Annotated in this window: 1 rRNA gene; it reads left to right on the top strand. The window is 51.4% G+C overall.

The window, feature by feature from the left end:
• A 23S ribosomal RNA gene (locus B4920_RS26005) occupies positions 1-319 on the top strand; the annotation flags it as partial.

Here is a 319-nt window from a genome sequence, read left to right as displayed (position 1 = left end):
CTGTCTGAATATGGGGGGACCATCCTCCAAGGCTAAATACTCCTGACTGACCGATAGTGAACCAGTACCGTGAGGGAAAGGCGAAAAGAACCCCTGTGAGGGGAGTGAAATAGAACCTGAAACCGTGTACGTACAAGCAGTGGGAGCCCTTCGGGGTGACTGCGTACCTTTTGTATAATGGGTCAGCGACTTACATTTTGTAGCGAGGTTAACCGTATAGGGGAGCCGTAGGGAAACCGAGTCTTAACTGGGCGTCTAGTTGCAAGGTGTAGACCCGAAACCGGGTGATCTAGCCATGGGCAGGTTGAAGGTTGAGTAA

Source organism: Zoogloea sp. LCSB751 (genome assembly GCF_002028455.1).
Classification (GTDB): domain Bacteria; phylum Pseudomonadota; class Gammaproteobacteria; order Burkholderiales; family Rhodocyclaceae; genus Zoogloea.
Note: the sequence above shows the minus strand (reverse complement) of the source record. Positions and strands in the feature narration are given on the sequence as shown.